We start from the raw sequence: 18,255 nt of genomic DNA, 5'->3' as shown, positions 1-18,255 counted from the left end.
TTCCTTGTTTGGCAAGTCGGGGGTTGAGCGTCACCGATCAGGATCGATGGGTGTCACTCCAAGCAGCTTCAAAGCTTTCGCGAGCATCCGGATTCCCTGCGCCTCCTTCTTCTTGGCGCAGTACCGGTTTCCCTTTCTCTGAAGAGCCTTCGCCGCGGTGACCTGCGTTGCCGCGGCATGCGTTTTGAGGGCTTCGTCGACTTGACGGCTGAGAATGGTGCAACGCTCGGTCCGGGTGAGCGGCGCCGCCTTTGAGGTGGAGGCTCCGGTCGCTGCCGTAGCGAGCGACAAGCTGAGCAACGCACCCATCAAGTTGATCGAGATTCTGTGCATCGCTTGTCGCAAACCCGAGCAAGTGCAGCACTGCTGCAGCCGATGAACTGATCCCTCAAGAGCATGATACGCTTGAATGATTTCTGCAGTTTTTCCTGAATGTTTCTGGATTGTGTCTGCCCTCGTGCGGAAGGTTCGCTGCCGCAAATGCCGGAGGAGCATGCGCGACGTCAAAACTTGGTGGTGGCATGACACGGCTCATTCACGCCTGCGGTGGTGGCAATCGAGCTGTCGGGCAGGAAATCAATAGAGTTAGAGCCGGCGGTCTGTTTCGTTCGATAGCCTCCGACAGTGCGGCGAGCGGGCGGAGGGAGTTAGCCCGCCTTTAAAGATAAGCGTTTCTATTTGCAGCCGTTACAGCCGTTAGCATTCAGTGGCTGCGGCGAGTAAGGGTCCTATTTTTTTGCTAGATTAGAAATCCATAATCTGGGTGGATCATTAGCGGTTCCTAAACCGGACAACACTAACCTCTGCCGATTGGTAGGGGGGCCCCGGATGAATGCCTTCAGGCGAACAATAGGCTTCGGCCTAATCATGTTGATTAGCGTTGTCACCCTGGTGGGGTTGCGTATTGACGCGAGCAGGGAATTTGCGCTTGCCAAGGAACGATATCTGGAAAATTCACGGGCAACTTCGAGGGCGACTGCAAAGACCGTCGAAGACGCTCTGAACGCCATCTATCAGAATGTCCGAACCCTGACGTTCCTGCCGAGCGTCCGGGCCCTTGACCGACACGGCACCAACCTCGGCGACGAAGGGCGAGCAACGATCCAGCAGATTTACAACAACCTCGCCGACAACGTCTCGATCTCGGAGGTCTACTTCCTGCCTCTGGATTTCGATCCCGATCGGTTCGACGCCGTGACCGGCAAGCTGGAGGAGCCAATTCTTCAGTTCGACCAGCTAATCGTCAATGCCAAGGCGAGATCCGAAGCTGCGGCAGCGCCCAAATCCAGGAAGCTGGACGAGAATGCGCTGACTCGCCCGCCCGAGGAGGTCGAGACCTATGAATACCACGAGCTGGCAAAACAGCTTGCCTGGCTGAAGGCAAACTACCCCAACTCAAGCACCCTTGACGGGCTAAACGTGCCGATCATCGGGACCAAAGAGCTGATCACCTGCGACAACACGAATTTCATTCGCACCGGCGATGATGCCGACCGGTCTGGCTTCATTCTTTCGGTTCCGGTCTTTGGACAGGACGGAACCCTGCGCGGCTCCGTTTCGGCGATCATGCTCACCTCGGCGCTGCGAAAGCTGCTGCCTGGCAGTGGCTATGTGATCGTCAATGCCGGATATGGCTTCGAGTCCGACCAGCACCGGATGTCAGAATCGCTGGTGACCAATACGAGATCTTTCACGGGACCTGATCCCAGGCTGATCTATTCCGAGGTCATCCCGCTGTCGCTCAACGATCCGAGAAGCGCCTGGCGCCTTTGGGCTGGCTTTCCCGACACGCAATTCACGAGCAATGTCGATGTTCGATCGGTGCGGGAGTTCGAACTGGCTGGGTATGTGGCCGTCGGTATTGTCACCTTGCTGGCGTTGATTTGTTGGTACTCCATCGGTCGCACCATGATCATGCAAGCGCAGGCGGCTGAGACGCTTGAACAGAGGGTAGAAGAACGCACCGCCCAGATCCAGCATCTGGCAACACACGACATTCTGACCGGACTTCCCAACCGCGGTCTACTGGCCGACACGATGGACGAAGCCCTACGCAGCCTCAGGCAAGGCGAGAAGCTTGCCGTCCACTGCATCGATCTTGATCGCTTCAAACCGGTCAACGACACCTTAGGCCACCCCATCGGCGACGAGTTGCTGAGAGCTGTCGCGGACCGGCTGAGGCATCATGTAGGCGAGACCGCCATGGCCGCCAGGGTGGGCGGCGACGAGTTCGTTCTCGTTCAGCTTCTGCTTAATGGCAACGATCAGGCCGGGGCGCTTGCCGGCCGGGTCATTCATGCTTTGTCCGCTTCATTCTCCATCCAGGGCCACAATATCAACATCGGTTGCAGTGTCGGCATTGCCGTTTTCCCGAACGACGGACAAAGCCCGGAAACGTTAATCCGCAACGCCGACCTCGCCCTATACAAGGCCAAAACCGAGGGCCGTGGCACATGCAGGTCGTTTGAACCTGGAATGGACGCACGGCTGCAGGAGCAGCGCCAATTCGAAGCCGAGTTGGCGCAGGCAGTGTCGAAAGACCAGTTCGTGCTCCACTACCAGCCTCTGCATGATACGAGGACCTCGAAGCTCACCGGTTTCGAGGCGCTGGTTAGATGGAACCACCCGGTGCGTGGACTTCTGCCGCCTGCAGAGTTCATCCACCTCGCCGAGGAGTCAGGGGTTATCGACGGTCTGGGGGAATGGATCCTAAAACAGGCCTGTAATGACGCGTCGAGATGGCCTTCCCACGTCAAGGTTGCCATAAACCTCTCGCCTGCGCAGTTCATGCAGCCGGGGCTGGCGCTTCAAGTAGCCTCGGCATTGGGCGCGTCAGGCTTGTTGGCGTCACGGCTCGAGCTTGAAATCACCGAGTCGGTGCTATTGGCGCACAATGAAAATACGCTCCAGACATTGCACAGCCTACGCGATCTCGGAATCAGCATCGCGATGGACGATTTCGGAACCGGCTACTCATCGCTCAGCTATCTGCGCTCTTTCCCTTTCGACCGCATCAAGATCGATCGTAGCTTTGTCAGCCTGATATGTGAAAGCAGCGAAAGCCGGGCGATCGTCAAGGCCGTCGCCGAACTTGGGGCCACTCTCGGTATGACCACGACAGCCGAGGGCGTCGAAACTGAGGAACAGTATCAGTTGATCAGGGAGCATGGCTGTACCGACGTACAGGGTTGGCTGTTCGGTCGCCCCCTACCTCAGTCTAAGGTCTTTGCCCTATTCGAAGAAGCAGCCCATTTGAGAGCTTGATAATCGATCAATGGACCAAGATTGGCGTGCGATGCGATCCATACAGGTCGTACGGCTAGCCACGGCTTGGTTCAGGCAGGCGGGTTCGCCGGTTCGTGAGGTCCCCCGGTCAGACGCTTGTGCTTCTCGAACAGGTGCAGCTTTTCGGGGTATCCAAGCCTCAGCGCCGCGTCGCAGGACGGGCATTTGAATGAGGATATGGTTTTAAACCATGTGCCTTTTCGAACGATGGGACGTTCGCACCGTGGGCACTCAAAGGTGAGATATTCGTCGTCAAGCTCTTGAGGAATCGGCAATCCGGCACCTTTAGGCTGATGGATGCCCACCATCATCGCAGGTAATGGTGGGCATGCATGAACTGGCGATGAAGGGACTATGCTCGCCAGCACTCCCAAATGAAGATCTGCGGAATATGTTGCGTCGTCTGGACTTATGAGTTGGCGGATAAGACGTCTGTCCGACGCGTGTTACGACTGACGGGCATGACACAGGTGTCGGGGGAACAACTCGGGCATTTGCGCTGTTCCCGAGTAGCCTGCCGCGCACGTTGCCACTTCGCGCCCTCAGGCTACTCCAGTACTGCCCGGTGGCTCTGGCCGGCGGCTTTTTGTCGGACGGCGGCCTAGCCGTGCACAGCCTCCGTTTGCGGTATATAGAGCGTCCCTGATGGGACTTTCGCCGCGACCTGAAGCGTGAACAGGAGATGATTTTCATCGTCCGTCACTTTCATGGCTTCATATACTTCCAGAAAAAAGCGCTTGCTCTCGTCCAACTTGGTCCAAGGGGAAAAGTTCCTCGGCACTCCAAAACGTAAAACCCCGGTATAAACGATGGCGTCGCCCTCGTGCGTATGGGCCTTCTCGCGCACCGGCAAGACGTCCTGTTCGACCTGGAACGTATTCCGATCGACGATTTTGGGCGCTGCCATATTCTCGCTTGTAACCTCGGTCATCAACTTCTTCTCATCGCGCGGGGTACCGTTCAATCACCTCAGCCACACCGTCCGGATTGTCGGCCACTGCATAATGGCTGGCGCCTGGGACTACGTCGCTTTCCACATGCGTCATGCCCTTCGCGCGATAGCCGTCCACCAGGCCAAAAGCCGACTTTCTGCTCGCGGCCCCAAGGTTGGCGGGCCGCGATGCGCTTCAAATCGGCCGTAGAAACAGGCTTGCCGCTCGACGGAAGCAGACGTTGGCGGCGACCAGAGTGGCCGCGGTGCTAACGGGATCTGGCGTGGTATTAACCTGAGACCGTGCTTGGTGTGTACGCATGCGGGGCAAATCTACCTACTGGTGGCTTGCGAATCCCGGGTCGAAGGCAGATTGGTCTCGAGGAAGCGATGCCAGGCGCCGCCGAGCAAGAGCGACGTTTGCGCCTTGTCAAAGCCCGCCGAGAGAAGGCCCTCCGAAAGCGTTGCAAAATCGAGGTTCGACCTGAACCAGGATGGTTGCTGCGGGAAACTTGCCGCCGCCTGTGTCTCGCGGGTCCAGCGGCCTTCGCGCATCCAGCGCACCACGCTGTCGGGCTGGTCCTGGCAGAGATCCGAGCCGATGCCGAGATGGTCAGGTCCCATGATCCCGGCCGCTTCCGCAGCCATTTTCCCGAACTGCTCCAGCGTCGTGTCCGATCCGTTCGGAAGGTGCAGCGGATACAGCGACAGGCCGAGCAGCCCCTCCTTTGCGCGCAATGCCTGCAAGAGGGCCTTGGAGACATTGCGGTTGCTGTCGCGCAGCCAGCGTGGATTGGCGTGGCTGACGACCACCGGCCGCTCGGAGAGCGCGATCGCTTCCAGTGCGGTCCGCTCGCCGGCGTGGGACAGATCGATGATCATGCCGAGCCGGTTCATCTCGGCGATCACCTCGCGCCCCATCCGTGTCAGGCCGCTGTCCTCCTTTTCCATCCAGCCGCAGCCGAGCAGCGACTGGTTGTTGTAGGTGAGCTGCATGAAGCGGATGCCGAGATCGAAAAGCATCTCGATCAGGCCGATGTCGTCCTCGATCGGCATCGGGTTCTGCAGGCCAAGCAGGATCGCCGTCCGGTTTGAGGCCCGCGCCCGCTCGATGTCGCCCGCATCGCGCGCCAGGAGGATCAGGTCCTCATTGTCGCGAAGCCAAGTGCGCCAATCGACGAGATGGCGCACCGTCTCGCGGAAACCTTCGTGATAGCCGACCGTGGCATGGACCGCGGTCAGCCCGCCCCGGCGCATCTCCTCGAAAATTGCGCGCGACCAGTTGCAGTATTGCAGCCCATCGATGAGCATCTGCGGCGCGTCGCTGGTCATTCGGGCGCGCCCGCGTGGATGTAGGAGGTCTTGACCTGGGTGTAGAACTCGACCGCGGCGCGGCCTTGCTCGCGCGGACCGTAGCTCGAGGCGCGGACGCCGCCGAACGGCACGTGATAATCGGTGCCGGCGGTCGCCAGGTTGACCATGACGCAGCCGGAGCGCGAGGCGTGGCGGAACTTCGTGGCGCGCGCCAGCGAGCGCGTAGCGATGCCGGCCGTCAGCCCATAGGGCGTATCGTTGGCAAGGAAAATCGCCTCGTCGAGATCGTCGGCAGCCATCACGCAGGTTATCGGCGCAAACATCTCCTCCTGGTTGATGCGCATGCGCGAGCGGCCGTTGAGGAATACGGCCGGCGCCATGTAGTGGCCGCGATGCGCCAGATCGAGCGCCTCGCCGCCGGTCGCAAGCTCGGCGCCTTCGCTGATGCCAAGCGTCACATAATCGAGATTGGCCGAGAGCTGCTCGGCGCTGACGACCGGCCCCATCTGGACGCCGTCTTCGAGCGCATGGCCGACCTTCAGGGCCTTTGTTTTCGCCAGCAGCTTCTCGACGAAGGCGTCATGCACCTGCCGGTGGACGATCAGGCGGGACGAGGCCGTGCACTTCTGGCCGGTGCCGCCGAAGGCGCCGTTCACGGCAAGGTCGACGGCGCGATCGAGGTCTGCATCGTCCATGATCACAAATGGATTCTTCGACCCCATTTCGAGCTGCAGCTTCACGAAGCGCGCGGCGGCGAGCGCCGCGATGCCGGAGCCGATGGCGCCGGAGCCGGTGAAGCTCAGCCCTTGTATGTCGGCATTGACGGCAAGCTCGCGGCCGATCGTCGATCCTGAACCCATCACCAGGTTGAAAAGGCCCTTCGGGATCGCCTGCCGGCTGATGATCTCGGTGAGCGCCCAGGCGCTGGCCGGCGTGACGCTGGCCGGCTTCCAGATAACGGCATTGCCGAAGGCAAGCGCCGGCGCGATCTTCCAGGACGCGGTAGCGATGGGGAAATTCCAGGGCGAAATGATCGCGACGACCCCAAGCGGCTCGCGCTCGATAAGCACATCGACGCCGGCCCTGACGGAATCGGACGAGGAGCCCAGATTGCGCAAGGCCTCCGCGGCGAAATAGGTGAAGAACTGGCCGGCGCGATAGACCTCGCCGACGCCCTCGGGAAGGGTCTTGCCCTCCTCGCGCGACAGCAGCTCGCCAAGCTCCTTCGAACGCGCCATCAACTCGCGTCCGATGGCGTCCAGAACGGCGGCTCGCGCTTCCAGCCCGGCCGCCGCCCATTCCGGTTGCGCGCCTTGCGCCGCCGCGACGGCGTCATGGATGTCGGACGGCCGCGCCTGCGCGAAACGCCCGACAACATCGGTCACGTCGGACGGATTGATATCCTCGACCCAGTCGGCACCGTCGTGCCACTCGCCTGCAACGAAGTTCTGACCGCTCAGCATCCTGTTCCACCTGCATCAATTCGGTTGACAACGACCTAACCAATGCTGTGAACTTCAATCAAGCTCAATTTTTGACAGAGATGTTCAGGCAAGCTTAACAGTGACCAAAACCATCAGCCTGACCGGCATGCGCAGCTTCGTCGCGGTCTGCGAGACCGGCGGCGTGCGCGCCGCCGCCGACCAGATCGGCCGCACGCCGTCCGCCGTGTCGATGACCTTGAAGCAACTGGAAGACGATATCGGGGCGCCGCTGTTCGAGAGCGAGCGCAAGGGCGCGCTTTCGCCGGTCGGCCGTATCGTGCTCGACGAGGCGCGCGCCATGATCGCGCATTACGATCGCGCCTGCCTGGCGATCACCAGCTACGCGGCGGACCGGCGGGGGCGCTGCGACGTGGCCAGCGTGCCTTCGGTCGCGGTGACCTTGCTGCCGCGCGCCATCGCCAAGCTTCGCGCCGAAGGCAGCCGGTTCGACATCCACGTCCGCGACAGCGATTCCAGCGCCATCGTCGAGGCGGTCGAGAATGGCATGGTGGAGGTGGGCCTCTGCGTGCTCGCTGGCAGGCGGACGCAGCTTAGCTTCGAGCCGCTGTTCCATGAGCCGCTCGATTTCGTCTGCCCGGTCGACCATCCCTTGGCAAGATCGAAGCGCCCGTTGAAATGGGCTGAGCTCGACGGCGAGAGCTTCATCCGCAATGGCGCGGCCGCGGCACTCGGGCTTGCCGAGACCGAAGCGCTCGCCGCCGGCTCCAAGCTAACCGCGACCAATGTGAGCTCCAATTTGGCGATGGTGGAGGCCGGGCTCGGCGTCACCATACTGCCCCGGCTCTGCCGCTGGAAATCGAGCCACGACGTGCGCTTCGTGCCGCTTGCCGATCCGCGTTCGAGCCGCACCGTCGGCTGGATCGCCAAGGAGGGCCGCAACCTGCAGCCGGCGTCGCTGCGCTTCATCGAATGCATCCGCCTGCAGACGCGGGCGAGCGAAGGGGAGTTCGGCTATGCGGCGGCATGATCATTGGGTGAGGGGATGACACGCCTGACCCAAGCCCGCATCGAAACGCTCGCCCGCGCCGCGCTGATGCGCCATGGCGCAAGCGAGCGGCAGGCCGAGGCCTTGGCCGCGGGCATCGCGGCGGCGGAACGCGACGGGTTGAAGTCGCACGGCTTGATGTATCTGTCGACCTATTGCGAGCATCTGACCTGCGGCAAGGTGCTGGGGCAGACCGAGCCGCGCCTGACGCGGCCGGCTCCGGCGGTCGTCGCGGTCGACGCCGCCAACGGCTTCGCGCATGCGGCCATCGCCCTCGGCCTGACGGCGCTCATCGAGGCGGCACGCACGCAGGGCGTGGCGGCGCTCGCCATCCGCAACTCCTATAATTGCGGCGCGCTCGGCTATCACACCGAGCGGATCGCCCAGGCCGGCTTGGTCGGGCTAGGCTTCACCAATGCGCCGGCCTCGATCGCGCCCTGGGGCGGCCGCGAGGCGGCGCTGGGCACCAATCCCTGGTCGCTGGCCGTCCCGGACGGGCAGGCCGGCGCGCGCTTCGTCATCGACCAGAGCGCCAGCGTCGTCGCCAAGAGTGAGGTCATCAAGCGCGCCCGCGCCGGCGAGCCGATCCCACCCGGCTGGGCTTTCGACGCAAGCGGCGAGACAACCACCGATGCCGGCGAAGCGTTGAAGGGCACGATGGCGCCGGCGGGCGGCTACAAGGGCGTCGGCTCGGCGCTCTTGGTGGAGATCTTCGCCGCATGCCTGACGGGAGCCAACCCGGGGCTTGTCGCCAGCCCCTTCTCCGGCACGGCCGGTGGCCCGCCTGGAACCGGCCAGTTCTTCCTGGCAATCTCGCCCGATGCGACCTCGGCCGGGGCATTCGCGGGGAATCTGGAAACCGTCACCGGCGCCTTTGTCGGTGAAGCGAGGCTTCCGGGCACGAGGCGCTTTGACGCGCGAGAGCGGAATGCAACCGAAGGCATCGCGGTGGCCGCCGAAACGCTCGCCACGCTCGAAAAGCTGGCCGGGACCGCCGCATGACGGCGATCGCGCTGCGCCCGCCGGAGGTCGTCATGCGCCTTAAGCGGCTGGGCGCGGCGCATCCGACGCGGCTCAGCTTCCTGCGCCAGCTGATCCGCCGCGCCACCAGGGAGAAATGGCGTGTCCGCAAGCACCTGTTCGACCTCAACGACAACGGGTTCGGGCGTGCGGTCTATGCGGTCGAGACGCCGGCCAGAACCTACAGCCTGGTCGCCTTCTCGACGCCGCTCGACGATGAGAAGCGATCCGACCGGGTGATCGCGCAGGCCTGGGACACGAGCTACGTGCTTTACGACGGATTGCCGGGTCAAGCCGAAATCGCGCGACTGGAAGCAAATGCGCCGCTGCAGGAGGCGGGCCGCTACACCAGAAGCGAGTTGGTGCTGGCGCGCGCGAACAAGAGCGTGCGGCTGTTCGAGGACGTGGCGTCGGCGCTGGTGCGGGGACAACAGCCGGACGCGGAGCAACTTCTCGGCGTCGGCTATCTGCTGCGCACCACGGCCGTTTACGGCAACGGCAAGTTCGGCATTGCCGACCGCGACGAGATCGCCGCGCGCCCGGAGCTTGCCGGGTCTTTCCAGGCCGAGATGCTCACCGTCTGGCTGATCCGATCCTTCACGCTCGACTTGGTCGACCACATCGCGGGTCGCCGCAATCCGGCCGGCGCGGCGAGGCTGGCGCCGGACTTGCGCCGGGCGCTCGGCGTGGGTAACGCCACGGGGCTCGGCATGGCGCCCTTCCTCGTGCGCCATCCGCTGCTGACGCATAGCTGGTTCCTCGCCCGCGAAACCGCGCTGGCGCGGGTGCGCGCCGAGCCGCAGGCAGGCGAGGCGGAACGGAAAATCTTTGCACAGGCGCTCGCCGATCTGGCCCAACGCGTCGCCCGCTGGCACAGCGACGATGACCGACAGGCCGCCGCGACACGATCCCTGGCCGCCGATCTCGATAGGCTGGCCGAAAACCTCGACCGGCTTCTGGCGAACCCGCAGCCCTGGGACGTGCTCTACCGCTTCGCGGAAGAGCACTTCTCCCTGGAAGGGCAGGAGGCCTGCGTCTCCCTGATCCTCGAGCCGCACGGGGCGCTGGTCGACGAGCTCGGCGACACGATGAAAGCCGACGAGACGCTCGGCCATGCCATCGACGGCGGCATGGACTGCGGCTCGCTGCGCCAGGCGCTTCTCGACTGCTATTCATGGGCGAGGGCAATCGACTTTGCTCAGCCGGCTGCCAATGCGCGCTTCTGGTATGTATCGGCGGAGAAGCTCGAGCCCCGGCTCGGCGAGCGGTTCGAGGAGGACGGCGCCGAGCTCGAACAACCTTTGGCCACCGCGCGCGATGCCCTCAGCCTGGCGGCCGCGTTGGCGCAGGAGCCGGCCTCGGCCAGTGTCGCGGACTTCCTGCTGCGCCGGCCTGAATGGCGCCATGCGGTGCGGCGCGCCCAGATCGTCGCGAAATTCCCCTATGCCGAGATCCACGACAATCTGATCGGCGCCGAGTTGCGGCCCGTCGACATATTGCGTGCCAAGCTGGCCTTCTTCGGCGCGCGCAGCTTCGATCCACGGTCTGACCGCTGGTTGCGCATCGCGCTGTTCAGCGGCGAGCCGCTGATCGAGGATGTCGCCGCGCAGGCAGGAGAAGCCGCGTGATCGACCTGTCGCTCAACGAGGTGGAAACGCTGAGCGCCAAGGCGGCGCGGGGCGTCGGGTTTTCATGGGGACTAGCCGACGATATCGGCCGCGCCGCACGCCGGATCGCCGTCGAGGACGACAATTGGGGCATGGCCATGCTAAGCCTTGCCGAAAACGCGCAATCCCTCACGGCGCCCGATCCTGCTCGCGCGGCGCGCTGGCGAAAAGGCGAGGCCGACAAGCCTGCCCAAACGCCGCTCTGTCCGATCCGAACCGCGGCTTTGCTGCTCGACGCTCCGCCTCCGGCGAGCGCGCTGCCGCTGGCGATCATTGGTGTCGGTCTGCCGGTCTGGCTCGACGCCATGCTGCGCCGCTCGGCCATGCGCGTCGCGCGACCTGCGGGGCTGGCGAAGCGCGCCGGTGTCGTCATCGAACATCGCGCCGAAATCGAGCAGCCGGCCACAGGCCGGCGCGGCGCGATAGACGAGCAAACCCTTGCGGCGCTCAGTTCCTTCGCCGCCAGAACCTATGTGCCGGAAAGCGAGCGATCGCGCATGCGCGGCGCGGGCGGCGGCCGGGTGGACGATGAATAAAAAAGGGAGAAGAAAATGAGCGCAGCCGATGGCCAGAAGATCGCCATGCGTGGGGCGGGCTACTACTCGGCAAACACCGTCGGCGCCAAATACGTTATCGATAAGGTCGGCGATCTCGTCGTCAAGGCAGTCGCCGGGATGCCTCGGCTGGCCGATGGCCAGCCATTCGCCGTCGCCGATTTCGGCGCCGCTGACGGCGGCACCTCGATGGACATGATGCGGCGGCTGGTCTCCGCCGTTCGGGAGAGGGAACCGGACCGGGCGATATCGATCACCTACACCGACCTGCCCCATAATGATTTCTCGACCCTGTTCCGGCTGAGCCAGGGACTGCTGGGAACCTCCGCCGAGGTTCCGCTGGCCGAGACGCCCGGCCTCTACATCTTCGGCAGCGGCACCAGCTTCTATCGCCAGATCCTGCCGGACAATTCGCTGTCCTTCGGCTTTTCCGCCACGGCGATGCACTGGATCAGCAAGCGGCCCTGCATGATCGCCGACCATGTCCAGGCGGTCGGCGCCACCGAGGCCGAGCGGGCGCAGTTTCGCGCCCAGGGGCTGCGCGACTGGGAGACGATCCTATTGGCGAGGGCCCGTGAGCTCAGGTCCGGCGGCAGGCTGGCGCTGGCCAATTTCTGCGTCGACGAGGAAGGCCGCTATCTCGGACATACGACCGGGGTCGACATGTTCGACACCTTCGCGCGCCATTGGCGCGATTTGGTTGCGGCGGGGCGGATCAGCGAGGCGGAATATGTCAACGCGACGTTCCAGCAATTCTACAAGACGCCGGACGAGTTCGCAGCACCCTTTCGCGATCCCGTTTCGCCGGTGTCGCAGGCCGGGCTGAGGCTGGAAAACATCTTCACCATGCTGACGCCGTGCCCCTATGCCGAGGCCTTCCGGGTCCATGGCAACGCGCAGGATTTCGCCAGGGCCTATGTGCCGACGCTCCGCTCCTGGTCGGAAACCGTTTTTGCGAACGCGCTCGATCCCTCGCGTCCCGCCAATGACCGTGCCGCAATCGTCGACGATCTTTACGGCGCTTATGAAGCCGAGGTCGCACACGCTCCCGAAGGTCACCGCATGGACTACGTCCACTGCGTGGCGGAGATCGTCAAATCGTAAGGGGTGCCGAGAGTTTGCGCGCCGCTTCCTGAAAACGTTCAGATGACGATCATCCGGGCCAAACTGGACGTCCATTCTTGAAGTTTCACGGCCTCCGCCCCCGAACCGCCTCTGTGCCACAAGAAACATCGAAGCCGATGGCCGCTGGAGCGCGTCTATAGTAAGTGATGTGCCGCTCACGCGTGGGCGGCGTACGGTTGGATCAGGTGCGACGCGTAACCTGAACCTTAAAACGGGTTCTTATCTGGATTGATCGCCTGAGGAAGCAGCAATGCTGCTTGAGTCCTAGCCGCCGCACAGACTTCGGATGTCGGCTGGCTAAGAGCCAGATTCAGCCCGTACTGACCATACTGCCAATTTTGGTCCTTGGCAGCCTGATCCAAGTCTGGCTTGTTAGAAATCGCCTTCACGGCTTTCCGCATATTTTCGACGTCAGTCTCACTGAAAGAGAGATCATTATGGCGATAGCAGGTAACCGTCCGGTGAAGCACGCACATCTGCATTAAAGTATCGACTTTTACCGTCGTAGGGAGCTTTTCCGCCTGGGGGCGTGGTCTACAGGCTGGCGCGTCTGGATGTCGCAGCCAGGCTTGGACTTTCACCGTGGTCTATCGCGACCCGAAGCGCAGCTTGGCCGCATCGGTCACGGGCGTGAACAGGCTAACCAGCGTACCTTCCGGATCGCGGAATTGGGCGGCACGGTTGCCCCAAGGCATGTCCTTAGGCTCCTGAACGACTTCTACGATTTCCTTCAGACGAGCAAATTCGGCATCGACGTCCGCGACCAAAAATTCGAGAATGGCCGTGCGATTAGAGGCAGGTTGCGCGCTGCCTTCACGGAAAAGAGCGACCGTTCCCGCCCCGCCGATCGCGATAACCCCGCCAGCCACGACAATTTCGGCAAAGACCGGGGCGAGCCAGTCGGCTGTTGTCCCGGTGAGCGTTTCGTAGAAGCGCACGACGGCAGCGATGTCGGCGGCGATCAAACGGGTCGAAGCAAATTTCATGACGGATCCTCGCGGGTTGGCCACGGCGAATGCGGTGGCCTGCGTGTGCCTTGTGGCATAGGGCTGCTGCCAGCATGATGGCAGCAGGTGACAGCAGTGCGCCGCGCCGATCGCCTTTTCCAGATCATCCAGATCCTGCGCCGCTCCAGCCGGCCCGTGACGGCGGCAGCGCTGGGCGCCGAACTTGAGATGTCGAAACGCACGGTCTATCGCGGCGTGGCTGACCTGATCGGCCAGCGTGTTCCGATCGCAGGGGAAGCTGGCTTTGGTTGCGTTCTGGCCGATCGCTATGACACGCCGCCACTAATGCTGACTTGGCAATGCGCGCACGCCGTCATATTGCTAGTCGGCCGCCCGAGGCTTATGCTCCTGGATATCGGCCGCCAGATGTTCGGATGCAGCCGACAGTGAGAGGTACGTGCTCTTGCCCGTTAGGGAGAGAGCGATGCCTCAACTCAATCTTCGCAACTACATTTTGAAATCTATTGCTGCAGAGGATTTTGCGCTTTTGCAGCCGTCCATGCATCGTGTCGAACTCGCTATCAACGCCCGGCTGGAAGAACCCTATCACTCGATCGAGCATATCTATTTTCCAGAGACGGGTATCGCATCGGTGGTTGCCACCATGACCGGAGGACGACAGAGCGAAGTCGGTATCATCGGTCGCGACGGCATGACAGGGGTTACGATAATTCTCGGTCAGGACAGTTCTCCCAACGCAACCTATATTCAAGTCGCCAGCAATGGCTGGTGCCTGCCTGTTGAAAATCTTCGCGCTGCGATTGCAGAAAGCCGGACCCTTCGCGAGTCGCTGCTTCGCTACGCCCACGCATTCCTAGTTCAGTCATCCCGAACGGCACTGGTCAACGGTCACTCTAAGATCGAAGAACGACTGGGCCGATGGTTGCTCATGGTCCATGACCGCGTGGGGGGAAGCAAGATCAACCTGACGCACGAATTTCTCGCGACTATGCTCGGCTCTCGGCGCACCGGCGTTACTGCGGCCCTCCAAATGCTCGAATATAGGGGACTGGTCCATGCCAGGCGCGGCGAGATCACAATCGTCGACCGCGCCGGAATGATAAAGCTCACGAGAGGCGCCTATGGGGAGGAGGAGCAACGCCACTTCGGCATTGCCCCCGGCTGAATTGTCCGGAATCGGACATAAGCTTGTAGACGGCCGAATATTGGCCGTAAATCGTGCTGGTTTGGGTTCAGGGAGGAACTCGCAATGACCAACACTTTTCAAAGCGTTACGGTTGAAAAGGCGACCGAAGCTTATGTCCTTTCCAGAGGCCGGGCTTGCTTCCTTTCCATCGCACAGGCAATCCGCGCAATCCGAACACTGATGCCGGCCTGCAGAGCCACCGACCACGAACTGGAGGAGATGTTGGCGGCCGCCTGCATCGTTCATGGTGTGCCCGTCGCCTTCGACGTGACAACGGCCGCCAGCGCGGAAACGCGGCTCCACTCGTAGGACAGCGATGCCCGCGCTTGCGCAGACGCTCACTGCATCGGACGTTCGCCAAGCGATTATCTGTTACCTGATTGATAAGGTCGACAATTCGAGCGTTTCGATATCCGAGGTCATCCGGGGCCTTAGAGAAATGTTCCCGCTTTGCGAAATGACGGATTGGGAACTGGCCGACTACATTGCACGAAGCGCGATCGACGCTGGGTTTGCGATTGAATTCGACGCGGGGGTTCCCTGATCGTCGTCATCTTGCCGGTCAGCGGTAGTGGCGGCCCATTCGTCCCGATATGGAACATTTCCCTCGCTAAGATTGTTACGGTAGGCGGTCGATTCCTCAGGGATGCAGCCGCCTCCAATAAGTCCCCTCATGAAAAAGCCCGTTGTCCTGTCCCCCTGGCAGCGGGCTTTTTGGGGACGAGATGCAGATCGAACTAGAGAAGCAGCGGCAATGTTGGGTTTTCGTCCCAACAGAGCCGTATCGAACGGATCGACTTTAGGCGGGGTCTTCTCGAAAATCCTGCAACGACGCGTGGCGCAAGTCATCCTCGCCCGTGCAGACGCTTCACACAGCCAATCAGCCCCAGTTTGATCCACTGCCTCGCCGGCCGCTTCCACGGAGGAGGAGGCGCTTGCCAAGGCGATCATTGCGACAGTTGAAAGGCTCACCAGCAAACCAGAATGAAACCCGTGTCTTTAGCCCGCTTACAATGGCCTCGCGTTAATTGCGGTATTAAACCTTGAATTCGCTGCGATTCGTCGCTTATCGATTGCAGCGGCGTCTGTTCGGGTATTTTCTGCTCTTTCCCGCCATATTTGCCCGGCTCCGCCGCCGTGACCCACGTTCCGTCAAGCTGGCACTCGTTCTTAGTAACCTTGTCGTCCTCTTCGGCCCCCGTTACGCAGGTTGGCGCCCTGGATTCGCAGACTGACGACGTTGGCGCCCATCGCTTGATAGCGCCTACAGTCCTCGTGAACGGCGGATCGCTGAAGCCGTTCTAATGGCAGGCTCCCGGCTATTTCCTTCAGGTCATCAAGGACCGAAGCAATATGGGGCCAAGGAAAGTCCGTCGGGTCGTAACCCTCCGGCAAAGGCCGCGGTGGCGCCGATATTGGACGAAGGCCGTTAGTGGTTGCCGAACTCAGGTCGGGCACTCACCAGAAGTTTGGCGACCCGCTTCTCTCAGCTAGCTGTCCGCGGTCCGTTAGTCCCATATGCTCGGTAGCTACGGCGAATAGATAGGCTGCGATGTCACTCGCGGTGGCGCTTTCGTCCATCAACATCACGTAGACCGTGTCGGCGTAGGCGTCATATTCGCCGGTGGCATCTGGTATGCCGGAGACGCCGATAGGATCCCAATCGTGCAGCAAAATCTCCCGAACCCGAGCCCGGTTTTCTCGTGACTGATACTTGTTTCGCCCGTGAGCCATTCTCTTGTCCTATGCAGCGATGGCCTTCGATGATCGACGTTTCCAGTTCCACGGCAGGAGTTCGTTCAGCCGGCCTTGCGGCGTGTCGGCGATGCGGGCGAGCACGTCGCTCAGCCAGGCCTGTGGATCGACGTCATTAAGCTTCGCCGTGCCGATCAGCGTATACATGATGGCAGCGCGGTCGGCGCCACGGTCTGAACCCGCGAAGAGCCACGACTTTCTGCCGAGAGCCAGACCACGCAGCGCCCGTTCGGCAGCATTGTTCGTGAGACAGATGCGCCCGTCTTCGAGGAAACGGGTGAAGCCTGCCCAGCGCTTGAGCATGTAGTCGATCGCCTGGGCAACCGGCGCGTGGCGCGAGAGCTTGGCCCGCTCGCCACGCAGCCACTCTTCCAGGTCAGCGACGAGTGGCGCAGCCCGTTCCGACCTGACGGCGAGGCGCTGCTCGGCAGCCATTCCATTTATGTCGCGCTCGACGTCGAACAGGAGATCGATGCGTTTGACGGTCTCGAAGGCGATCGGCGAGATCGGCGGCGCCGTCTTCCCTCGACGCGCACTGGCGGCGATGTCGGCAAGGACGAAGAACTTGCGCCGCGCATGGCTCCAGCACAGCGCTTCCGTGACCGGTCCGGGTCTCCGGTCGGGGAGATAAAGCCCGTTGTAGCCGGCATGGGCATCGGCCTGCAGAATGCCGGTGAACTGCCTTAAGTGCCGCTCGGGATGATCGCCCGACCGGTCGCGCGAGGCATAGAACAGCGCTGCCGGCGGTGCGGTCCCAACAAAGGGCCGGTCATCGCGGACATAGACCCAGGCTCGGCCGGTATCGGTCTTGCTGCGGCCTTAACCTTCTGATTGGCGATGTAGGCCCAGGGTAGGAGATCGTCGATCTGGCTGTTTGGGTGGCCATTGACGATCCGTGCGAGCACTTCGGCGAGGTAGCCGAGCGGCTCGACGTCGTTCAGCTTGCAGGTCTCGATCAGCGAAGCGACGACGGCCCAGTGCTCGGCGCCGCCGGCTGCAGCGCTATCTTGGCGTCTAGCTAGTCCAGGTCGAGGCGCGGTTGCCAGTAATGACGGACGCGCGTGGGATGCCGATCGGTCGCCGTTGTTAGTCACCTTACACTGCGCCAGCCCAACCGGGATTCGATACGCCTGGCGCTAGCTTTGACCAGATGGATCAGATCCGGGTTCTTCTGTTTCAGCTTGATATCGGGAACCACGATTGAGATCGTCGCCCTGCAAGCCCCCTCGCCGTCGCATATGGGGGCGGCGATGCAGGCCACAGAGAAGTCGGATTCACCGGCCTGGATCGAGAGGCGTTGTTCGAGCGCCGCGGCGGCCGTGCTCGCCAGCACCTTCTCATCCGTTTCGGCTCGGCCGGTCGGGGAAGCCGTTGCGGAGCGCGCAAAAATGGCGCGGCGTTCCTCTTCCGGCAAGTGGCCGACCAGCATGCGGCCGGAGGCGGTCCAGTTGAGGGGGCTGCGAGTGCCTACGCGCGAGGTCACCTGGAAGTGGTCCTTGCCCTCCTTCATGGCGAGCACCACCATGTGATCGCCATCGCGCCCGCAAATCTGGATGGTCTCGCCCGAGCTCTGGGCGAGCTCGTGCATCTCCTGGATCGCGACGTTGAGAAGATCAAGGGTGCGCGCATAGGTCAAACCATAGTGATAGAGGCGAGGCCCGAGCCACAGGAGGCCGTTGTCCTGCCGGTCAAGCAACTCCTTCTCCACAAGATCGTCAACGATCACATAGATGGTCGACAGCGGCGCGCCTATGTCGCGGGCGATCTCGTAGGCGGTCGCCGGCCGCTCCACCTTCTGCAGATAATCGAGGATCTGCAGCGCCCGGTCGATGCCGCTGGTGCGCGAGCGGCGCGGCTCAGGCGCCGCAATTGGCGCCGCTTCGATTTGGGCCACTATCCTGGTCATTGGTTCGGACATCTTTCTCAAGGCGAGTGTAGAACGGTATGGCTGTTTCCGATA

At 62.3% G+C, this 18,255-nt stretch carries 15 protein-coding genes and 3 pseudogenes; 10 read left to right on the top strand and 8 right to left on the bottom strand.

The features are described 5' to 3' along the window. Positions 1-30: 30 nt before the first annotated feature. The gene (locus FJ980_RS01585; RefSeq protein ID WP_140541203.1) at positions 31-333 is read right to left on the bottom strand and encodes a hypothetical protein; all 303 of its coding nucleotides are present in this window, start codon (positions 331-333) and stop codon (positions 31-33) included. A 495-nt stretch (positions 334-828) separates the two neighbouring features. Between FJ980_RS01585 and FJ980_RS01580 the strand changes: the two genes are divergently transcribed. Then, positions 829-3,264 carry an EAL domain-containing protein gene (locus FJ980_RS01580; RefSeq protein ID WP_140541202.1) on the top strand — a complete coding sequence of 812 codons (2,436 nt, stop codon included), beginning with the start codon at positions 829-831 and terminating at the stop codon, positions 3,262-3,264. A gap of 622 nt (positions 3,265-3,886) precedes the next feature. On the opposite strand, the gene FJ980_RS35235 is transcribed toward FJ980_RS01580, so the two are convergent. The 3 genes from FJ980_RS35235 to FJ980_RS01560 form a co-directional block, all read right to left on the bottom strand. After that, positions 3,887-4,216: a hypothetical protein gene (locus FJ980_RS35235; RefSeq protein ID WP_246676270.1), complete on the bottom strand. Its 330-nt coding sequence runs from the start codon at positions 4,214-4,216 to the stop codon at positions 3,887-3,889. Between the two features lie 333 nt (positions 4,217-4,549). Further along, complete coding sequence (locus tag FJ980_RS01565; RefSeq protein ID WP_210241682.1) at positions 4,550-5,548, bottom strand: membrane dipeptidase; 999 nt, start codon at positions 5,546-5,548, stop codon at positions 4,550-4,552. After that, a complete protein-coding gene (locus FJ980_RS01560; RefSeq protein WP_140541201.1) occupies positions 5,545-6,993 on the bottom strand; it encodes an aldehyde dehydrogenase family protein in 1,449 nt (482 codons plus the stop codon). The genes FJ980_RS01565 and FJ980_RS01560 overlap by 4 nt, the downstream gene beginning before the upstream one ends. A 100-nt stretch (positions 6,994-7,093) precedes the next feature. Between FJ980_RS01560 and FJ980_RS01555 the strand changes: the two genes are divergently transcribed. The 5 genes from FJ980_RS01555 to FJ980_RS01535 are packed head-to-tail and all read left to right on the top strand — an operon-like array spanning position 7,094 to position 12,365. Then, on the top strand, positions 7,094-8,002 hold the full coding sequence (locus FJ980_RS01555; protein ID WP_140541200.1) for a LysR family transcriptional regulator: 909 nt from the start codon (positions 7,094-7,096) through the stop codon (positions 8,000-8,002). Between the two features lie 15 nt (positions 8,003-8,017). Then, complete coding sequence (locus FJ980_RS01550; RefSeq protein WP_140541199.1) at positions 8,018-9,022, top strand: Ldh family oxidoreductase; 1,005 nt, start codon at positions 8,018-8,020, stop codon at positions 9,020-9,022. Continuing rightward, positions 9,019-10,668: a hypothetical protein gene (locus tag FJ980_RS01545; protein ID WP_140541198.1), complete on the top strand. Its 1,650-nt coding sequence runs from the start codon at positions 9,019-9,021 to the stop codon at positions 10,666-10,668. The genes FJ980_RS01550 and FJ980_RS01545 overlap by 4 nt, the downstream gene beginning before the upstream one ends. Further along, positions 10,665-11,243: a DUF3726 domain-containing protein gene (locus FJ980_RS01540; RefSeq protein WP_181181074.1), complete on the top strand. Its 579-nt coding sequence runs from the start codon at positions 10,665-10,667 to the stop codon at positions 11,241-11,243. Before FJ980_RS01545 ends, FJ980_RS01540 begins: the two co-directional genes overlap by 4 nt. 15 nt (positions 11,244-11,258) lie before the next feature. Next, the gene (locus tag FJ980_RS01535) at positions 11,259-12,365 is read left to right on the top strand and encodes an SAM-dependent methyltransferase (RefSeq protein WP_140541196.1); all 1,107 of its coding nucleotides are present in this window, start codon (positions 11,259-11,261) and stop codon (positions 12,363-12,365) included. Positions 12,366-12,973: 608 nt separating this feature from the next. Here the strand turns inward: FJ980_RS01535 and FJ980_RS01530 are convergent. Continuing rightward, the gene (locus FJ980_RS01530) at positions 12,974-13,372 is read right to left on the bottom strand and encodes a VOC family protein (RefSeq protein ID WP_140541195.1); all 399 of its coding nucleotides are present in this window, start codon (positions 13,370-13,372) and stop codon (positions 12,974-12,976) included. Between the two features lie 96 nt (positions 13,373-13,468). Between FJ980_RS01530 and FJ980_RS01525 the strand changes: the two are divergent. The 4 genes and pseudogenes from FJ980_RS01525 to FJ980_RS01510 form a co-directional block, all read left to right on the top strand. Continuing rightward, positions 13,469-13,687: pseudogene (locus FJ980_RS01525) on the top strand (HTH domain-containing protein); the annotation flags it as partial. Positions 13,688-13,817: 130 nt separating this feature from the next. After that, positions 13,818-14,519 carry a Crp/Fnr family transcriptional regulator gene (locus FJ980_RS01520; protein ID WP_140541193.1) on the top strand — a complete coding sequence of 234 codons (702 nt, stop codon included), beginning with the start codon at positions 13,818-13,820 and terminating at the stop codon, positions 14,517-14,519. Between the two features lie 84 nt (positions 14,520-14,603). Next, on the top strand, positions 14,604-14,849 hold the full coding sequence (locus tag FJ980_RS01515; protein ID WP_140541192.1) for a hypothetical protein: 246 nt from the start codon (positions 14,604-14,606) through the stop codon (positions 14,847-14,849). 7 nt (positions 14,850-14,856) lie between these two features. Beyond that, entirely contained in the window at positions 14,857-15,084 is a 228-nt protein-coding gene (locus FJ980_RS01510; protein WP_140541191.1) for a hypothetical protein, read from the top strand. A 1,199-nt stretch (positions 15,085-16,283) separates the two neighbouring features. Here the strand turns inward: FJ980_RS01510 and FJ980_RS01490 are convergent. From FJ980_RS01490 to FJ980_RS01480, 3 genes and pseudogenes are all read right to left on the bottom strand, one after another. Further along, positions 16,284-17,111: pseudogene (locus FJ980_RS01490) on the bottom strand (IS66 family transposase); the annotation flags it as partial. Positions 17,112-17,134: 23 nt separating this feature from the next. Next, a pseudogene (locus FJ980_RS01485) lies at positions 17,135-17,308 on the bottom strand (transposase domain-containing protein); the annotation flags it as partial. Between the two features lie 77 nt (positions 17,309-17,385). Next, complete coding sequence (locus tag FJ980_RS01480) at positions 17,386-18,201, bottom strand: IclR family transcriptional regulator (protein ID WP_246676269.1); 816 nt, start codon at positions 18,199-18,201, stop codon at positions 17,386-17,388. Between the last annotated feature and the right edge of the window lie 54 nt (positions 18,202-18,255).

Origin of the sequence: Mesorhizobium sp. B1-1-5, assembly GCF_006443065.1 — a bacterium.
Classification (GTDB): Bacteria; Pseudomonadota; Alphaproteobacteria; order Rhizobiales; family Rhizobiaceae; genus Mesorhizobium.
The sequence above is the reverse complement of the archived record's forward strand: the minus strand, read 5'-3'. Positions and strand labels throughout refer to the sequence as shown.

Excerpts from the sequence above, each read along its gene's own strand:
- FJ980_RS01585 (WP_140541203.1), bottom strand. The coding sequence starts at position 333 with ATGCACAGAATCTCGATCAACTTGATGGGTGCGTTGCTCAGCTTGTCG.
- FJ980_RS01580 (WP_140541202.1), top strand. The coding sequence starts at position 829 with ATGAATGCCTTCAGGCGAACAATAGGCTTCGGCCTAATCATGTTGATT.
- FJ980_RS35235 (WP_246676270.1), bottom strand. The coding sequence starts at position 4,216 with ATGACCGAGGTTACAAGCGAGAATATGGCAGCGCCCAAAATCGTCGAT.
- FJ980_RS01565 (WP_210241682.1), bottom strand. The coding sequence starts at position 5,548 with ATGACCAGCGACGCGCCGCAGATGCTCATCGATGGGCTGCAATACTGC.
- FJ980_RS01560 (WP_140541201.1), bottom strand. The coding sequence starts at position 6,993 with ATGCTGAGCGGTCAGAACTTCGTTGCAGGCGAGTGGCACGACGGTGCC.
- FJ980_RS01550 (WP_140541199.1), top strand. The coding sequence starts at position 8,018 with ATGACACGCCTGACCCAAGCCCGCATCGAAACGCTCGCCCGCGCCGCG.
- FJ980_RS01545 (WP_140541198.1), top strand. The coding sequence starts at position 9,019 with ATGACGGCGATCGCGCTGCGCCCGCCGGAGGTCGTCATGCGCCTTAAG.
- FJ980_RS01535 (WP_140541196.1), top strand. The coding sequence starts at position 11,259 with ATGAGCGCAGCCGATGGCCAGAAGATCGCCATGCGTGGGGCGGGCTAC.
- FJ980_RS01530 (WP_140541195.1), bottom strand. The coding sequence starts at position 13,372 with ATGAAATTTGCTTCGACCCGTTTGATCGCCGCCGACATCGCTGCCGTC.
- FJ980_RS01520 (WP_140541193.1), top strand. The coding sequence starts at position 13,818 with ATGCCTCAACTCAATCTTCGCAACTACATTTTGAAATCTATTGCTGCA.
- FJ980_RS01515 (WP_140541192.1), top strand. The coding sequence starts at position 14,604 with ATGACCAACACTTTTCAAAGCGTTACGGTTGAAAAGGCGACCGAAGCT.
- FJ980_RS01510 (WP_140541191.1), top strand. The coding sequence starts at position 14,857 with ATGCCCGCGCTTGCGCAGACGCTCACTGCATCGGACGTTCGCCAAGCG.
- FJ980_RS01480 (WP_246676269.1), bottom strand. The coding sequence starts at position 18,201 with ATGACCAGGATAGTGGCCCAAATCGAAGCGGCGCCAATTGCGGCGCCT.